The sequence below is a fragment of the Cryobacterium sp. TMT2-42-4 genome (genome assembly GCF_004402645.1).
Taxonomy (GTDB): Bacteria; Actinomycetota; Actinomycetes; order Actinomycetales; family Microbacteriaceae; genus Cryobacterium; species Cryobacterium sandaracinum.
Genome location: NZ_SOFT01000006.1, coordinates 51,076 through 57,317 on the forward strand (window position 1 = coordinate 51,076; position 6,242 = coordinate 57,317).

A 6,242-nucleotide genomic window follows, 5' to 3' on the forward strand; every position below is an offset into this window, starting at 1 on the left:
AGATGAGATGGCGCAGTTAACGCCCCCGCCCCGATAGTGCCTGGAGGCACCATGGCTGAAACATTCGGTAAACCCTTTCTCTGGCCAGACCGGTCACCGCATCCGCTCAGCGCTGAAGCGCTCGCCAGCGTCGATGCCTGGTGGCGGGCCGCCAACTACCTGTCGGTAGGGCAGATCTACCTGCTCGACAACCCGCTATTGCGTGAGCCGCTCACGCGGGACCACATTAAGCCTCGTCTGCTCGGCCATTGGGGAACCACCCCGGGACTCAATTTCCTTTACGCACACCTGAACCGGGCCATCCAGGAACGGTCGATCAGCACCCTCTACGTCACCGGCCCCGGCCACGGCGGCCCCGGGATGGTGGCCAACGCCTACCTCGACGGCACGTACTCCGAGATCTACTCCGGCGTCGACCAGAGCGAGCAGGGCGTCAAGGCCCTGTTCCGCCAGTTCTCGTTCCCCGGCGGCATTCCGAGTCACGCGTCGCCCGAGACGCCCGGTTCGATCCACGAGGGCGGCGAGCTTGGTTACGCGCTCAGCCACGCCTACGGCGCCGCGTTCGACAACCCCGACCTGCTGGTCGCCGCGGTCGTCGGCGACGGCGAGGCCGAGACCGGCCCGCTGGCCACCAGCTGGCACTCGAACAAGTTCATCGATCCGCTTCAGGATGGCGTCGTGCTGCCGATCCTGCACCTCAACGGGTACAAGATCGCCAACCCCACCGTGCTCGCCCGCATCCCGGAAGAGGAGCTCCTCGACCTGATGCGCGGCTACGGCCACAAGCCCTACATCGTCGCCGGTGGCTTCGACGGCGAGGATCCCCTCCTCGTGCACCAGCGCATGGCGCTCACCCTCGACGAGGTGCTCAACGAGATCGCCGCGATCAAGGCGCGCGCCCTCGCCGGCGACACCGAGCGGCCGCGCTGGCCGATGATCATCCTGCGCACGCCCAAGGGCTGGACCTGCCCGCCCGTCATCGACGGGGTGCAGGTCGTCGACTCCTGGCGTTCGCACCAGGTGCCGCTGAGCAACGCCCGCGACACCGAGGCGCACACCCGACTGCTCGAAGAGTGGTTGTCCTCCTACCGGCCGGGCGAACTCTTCGATGCGAGCGGCGCCCCCGTGGCAGAGGTTTCGTCGCTGGCCCCCGCGGGCGACCTGCGAATGAGCGCGAACCCGGTCGCCAACGGCGGGCTGCTGCGCCGGGCACTGAAGCTGCCCGACTTCCGGGAGTACGCGGTGGATGTCCCCTCCCCGGGCGCCACCACCGATGAGGCGACCAAGGTTCTCGGCACCTGGCTGGCCGACGTCATCCGTGACAACCCCGACAATTTCCGCATCTTCGGGCCCGACGAGACGGCCTCCAACCGCCTCGCCCCGGCCGTCTACGCGGCCACCGACAAGCAGTGGAACGCTGAATTCCACGAGGGTGACACGAACCTCGCCCGCGCCGGCCGCGTGATGGAGATGCTCAGCGAACACCAGTGCCAGGGCTGGCTGGAGGGCTACCTGCTCACCGGCCGTCACGGCCTGTTCAACTGCTACGAGGCCTTCATTCACATCGTCGACTCGATGTTCAACCAGCACGCGAAGTGGCTCAAGGTCACCCGCGAGATCCCGTGGCGCCGCTCCATCTCGAGCCTGAACTACCTGCTCAGCTCGCACGTCTGGCGCCAGGATCACAACGGGTTCTCGCATCAGGACCCCGGGTTCATCGACCACGTCGTGAACAAGAGTGCGGATGTCGTGCGCGTCTACCTGCCGTTCGACGCCAACACGCTGCTCGCCACCTACAGCCACTGCCTGCGCAGCGTGGACTACGTCAACGTGGTCGTCGCCGGCAAGCAGCCCGCGCCGAACTGGCTCACCATGGACCAGGCCGTCGCGCACTGCAAGCGGGGTCTGGGCATCTTCGACTGGGCCGGAACCGAGACGTTCGGCACCTCACCCGACGTCGTGCTGGCCGCCGCCGGCGAGGTGCCCACCCTCGAAGTACTGGCCGCGGCCGCCATCCTCCGGGAATGGCTGCCCGACCTGTCGGTGCGCGTCGTGAACGTCGTTGACCTGATGCGCCTGCAGTCCGAGGCGGACCACCCGCACGGCCTCAGCGACAACGAGTTCGACGCCATTTTCACGGCCGACAAGCCGATCGTGTTCGCCTACCACGGGTATCCGTGGCTGATCCATCGCCTGACCTACAAGCGCAACGGGCATGGCAACCTGCACGCCCGCGGCTACAAGGAGAACGGCACCACCACCACACCGTTCGACATGGTCATGCTCAACGACCTCGACCGGTACCACCTGGTGATGGACGTCATCGACCGGGTTCCCGGACTCGGCGCCCGCGCCGCCCTGCTTCGCCAGGAGATGCAGGATGCCCGCCTCCGGGCCCGCAATTACACCCGCGACCACGGGGAAGACATCCCCGCCGTCACCGAATGGGTCTGGGACGCCGATGGCGTCGGCGTGACCCCCGACAATGCCGGTGTCTCCACCGGCGGAGACAACGTATAAATCGTGGCTGACAGTATCTACATCACCTCTGCCGAGGGAAACACCGGCAAATCCACCATCGCCCTGGGCGTGCTCGACACCCTGCTCCGTTCGGTGCAGCGCGTCGGCGTGTTCCGGCCCGTGGCCCGCTCGGCGCACCACCCCGACTACGTGCTCGAGCTGCTGCTCTCGCACCTGTCCAGTGCGTCTGCGCTCACCGTGCAGCCCCCGCTGACCTATGACGACTGCGTCGGCGTCACTTACGACGAGGTGCACCTCGACCCCGACGCGGCCCTTGGCCGCATCGTGCAGCGCTTCAAGGCCGTCGAGGCCCAGTGTGACGCGGTGGTCGTGATCGGCTCCGATTACACGGATGTCGGCAGTCCCACCGAGCTCGCCTTCAACCTGCGCATCGCCGCCAACCTGGGGGTGCCGGTGCTGCTGGTCCTCGGCGGGCGGGTCGGTCCCGGCCAGCGCGACACGCTCAGCCAGGGTGACCGGCAGCTCGGGCAGAGCGACCCGCGCACGGCCGAGGACATCCGCCAGTTGACCGACGTGACCCTGGCCGAACTGCGCGACGAGCACGTCTCACTGCTCGGCGTGATCGTCAACCGCGCCGATCCGACTCGGCTCGATGAGCTCATCGACGCCGTGCGGAGCGTCATCGACGCCGTCGCGTTGCCCGGCAACGGGCGCAACGCGGTGCCGGTCTGGGCGTTGCCCGAAGACTCGTTCCTCGTGGCTCCGAGCATGAAGAGCATCCTCAAGGCCACCGACGGCACGCTCGTCAAGGGTGACCCCGCGTTGCTGTCCCGGGAGGCGCTCGGCGTGGTCGTGGCGGCCATGTCGATGGTCAACGTGCTGCCGCGCCTGTTCGAAGGCGCCGTGGTTGTGGTTCCCAGCGACCGCCCGCAGGTGCTGCTGGCCGTTCTGATGGCGAACTCGTCCGCGACGTTCCCGTCGATCGCCGGCATCGTGCTGGTCGGCGGCTTCGCCCTGCCCGAAGAGATCGGGCGGCTCGTCGAGGGGCTCGACGCCTCGGTTCCGATCATCAGCACCGAGCTGAACTCCTATGACGCCGCGCTGCGCATCACGCACACGCCCGGACGGATGGCCGCCGACTCGCAACGCAAACGCGACACGGCGCTGGCGCTCTTCGAAGGCCACGTGGAGGCATCCGTGCTGCTCGACCGGCTCAAGGTGAGCCGCGCCGACGTGGTGACGCCGCTGATGTTCGAGTACATGCTGCTCGAACGCGCACGCACCAACCAGAAGCGCATCGTGCTGCCCGAAGGGGACGACGACCGCGTGCTGCGCGCCGCCGCGACCCTGCTGGCCCGCGATGTGGCCGACATCACGATTCTCGGTGAGGAGTTCGAGGTGCGCTCGCGTGCCATCGGCCTCGGCCTGGACATCTCCAAGGCGCAGGTTCTGAGCCCCTTCGACGACGTGCTGCGGCGCAAGTTCGCGGAGGCGTACGCGAAGCTGCGCGCCCACAAGGGCGTCACGGTCGAGCAGGCCATGGAACTCGTCACCGACGTCTCCTACTTCGGCACCATGATGGTGCAGCTCGGGCTGGCGGACGGCATGGTGTCCGGGGCGACGCACACCACGGCGCACACCATCCGGCCGAGCCTGCAGATCATCAAGACGCGTCCGGGAGTCTCGGTCGTGTCCAGCGTGTTCCTGATGGCGCTGGCCGACAAGGTGCTCGTCTACGGCGACTGCGCGGTGAACCCCGACCCCACCGCGGAGCAGCTCGCCGACATCGCCATCTCGGCGTCGGAAACGGCCGTCGAGTTCGGTATCGAGCCGCGCATCGCCATGCTGAGCTACTCGACCGGCGAGTCCGGTCAGGGTGCCGACGTGGACAAGGTGCGGGCCGCCACCGCCCTCGTGCGGGAGCGTCGCCCCGACCTCCTGATCGAGGGTCCCATCCAGTACGACGCGGCAGCGGATGCCGCCGTCGCCGCCACGAAGATGCCCGGTTCGGCTGTTGCCGGCCGTGCCACCGTCTTCATCTTCCCCGACCTGAATACGGGCAACAACACGTACAAGGCCGTGCAGCGGAGCGCCGGAGCAGTGGCCATCGGCCCCGTCCTCCAGGGCCTGCGCAAACCCATCAATGACCTTTCTCGAGGAGCACTAGTGCAGGACATCGTCAACACCGTAGCCATCACCGCGATCCAGGCCGCGACGCTCGCAGCGTCCGAGTCCGGCGCCCCGGCAGCTTCGGCTTCCGGTGCGGCATCTTCCGCTTCGGCCGCAGTGGCGGTGTCCGCATGACCGCCATCCTGGTCGTCAACTCCGGATCGTCCTCGTTCAAGTACCAACTGATCGACATGGACACCGAAACCGAGCTCGCCAGCGGCCTGGTCGAGCGCATCGGCGAGCCGATCGGGCACTCACGGCACACCGCGGGCACGTCGAAGGACGGCCGCACCGAGCGCGACCTGCCGATCATGGACCACACCGCCGGCTTCGCCGTGATGATCGAGGCCTTCGCCGAGCACGGTCCGAAGCTGTCCGAGGCGAACCTGATCGCCGTCGGCCACCGCGTGGTGCAGGGCGGCAACCGGTTCTTCGAGCCGACCGAGATCACCCACCTGGTCGAGCTGAACATCGAGGACCTCTCCGAGATCGCTCCGCTGCACAACCCGGCCAACGTGCAGGGCATCCGTGCCGCCCGCGCCAGCTTCCCGAACGTGCCCCACGTCGCCGTGTTCGACACCGCGTTCCACCAGACGCTGCCGCCGGCCGCGTACACCTACGCGATCGACAAAGACATCGCGACGCGGTACCGCGTGCGCAAGTACGGCTTCCACGGCACCTCGCACAAGTTCGTCTCGGAGGCCGTGGCGGCCTATCTCGACCGACCCCTGGCCGAGCTCAAGACGATCGTGCTGCACCTGGGCAACGGGGCATCCGTGTGTGCCGTCGACGGCGGAGAATCGATCGACACCTCCATGGGTATGACCCCGCTGCAGGGGCTCGTGATGGGCACCCGCTCGGGCGACATCGACCCGGCCGTGATCTTCCACCTGCGCCGCCGGGCCGGGATGACCACCGCCGAGCTCGACGACCTGCTCAACCGCCGCGGCGGCATGCTGGCCCTGGCCGGCAACGGCGACATGCGCGACGTGGAGGATGCCGCGGTCGCGGGCGACCCGGTCGCCCAGGCTGCCCTCGACGTGTACTTCCACCGCATCAAAGGCTATGTCGGCAACTACTACGCGCAGCTCGGAACCGTGGACGTCATCGTCTTCACCGCGGGGGTCGGCGAGAACTCACCGATCGTGCGCGCGGGCGCCCTGGCCGGACTCGAGGGCATGGGGATCGAAATCGACCCCGTGCGTAACGAAGCCAAGTCCCGCGCGCCGCGCGTGATCTCCACGGACAACTCCCGGGTAACCGTGCTCGTCATCCCGACGAACGAGGAGCTGGAGATCGCCCGGCAGACGCTGGGGACGATCAAGCGCACGCATCCGTCGGTGTAGGGGTTCGCTGGCAGGGGTTTCGGCTCCTGTGTCTCGTTGATGCTTGGGTTGATGCTTTCGTTGATCGGCTGTTTCCGGGTTTCGGGGGCGGCCGATTGGCGTGTGGGGGATTGGGGCGCTCGGGGTGCGGGGTGCGCGGTGCGGGGTGCGGGGTTGCGTGACTTCGGAGTTTTTGGCGACACGCGGCATCCGTGGGTTGCGGATGCGGCGTGTCGCGATTTTCTCCGAGGTTACGTTCGTCATGGG

3 protein-coding genes are annotated in these 6,242 nt (G+C 67.7%); all 3 read left to right on the forward strand.

The window, feature by feature from the left end; translation table 11 throughout:
- Positions 1-51: 51 nt before the first annotated feature.
- From E3O18_RS01110 to E3O18_RS01120, 3 genes are read left to right on the forward strand one after another with little or no spacing between them, the layout of a single operon-like run.
- A complete protein-coding gene (locus E3O18_RS01110) occupies positions 52-2,520 on the forward strand; it encodes a phosphoketolase family protein (RefSeq protein ID WP_134394923.1) in 2,469 nt (822 codons plus the stop codon).
- A gap of 3 nt (positions 2,521-2,523) precedes the next feature.
- The gene (gene pta, locus E3O18_RS01115) at positions 2,524-4,785 is read left to right on the forward strand and encodes a phosphate acetyltransferase (protein WP_134394924.1); all 2,262 of its coding nucleotides are present in this window, start codon (positions 2,524-2,526) and stop codon (positions 4,783-4,785) included.
- A complete protein-coding gene (locus E3O18_RS01120; RefSeq protein ID WP_134394925.1) occupies positions 4,782-5,996 on the forward strand; it encodes an acetate kinase in 1,215 nt (404 codons plus the stop codon). Before pta ends, E3O18_RS01120 begins: the two co-directional genes overlap by 4 nt.
- Positions 5,997-6,242: the final 246 nt, after the last annotated feature.

Bases quoted from the DNA above. Each gene is read 5' to 3' on its own strand.
- E3O18_RS01110 (WP_134394923.1), top strand. From the start codon at position 52: ATGGCTGAAACATTCGGTAAACCCTTTCTCTGGCCAGACCGGTCACCG.
- E3O18_RS01120 (WP_134394925.1), top strand. From the start codon at position 4,782: ATGACCGCCATCCTGGTCGTCAACTCCGGATCGTCCTCGTTCAAGTAC.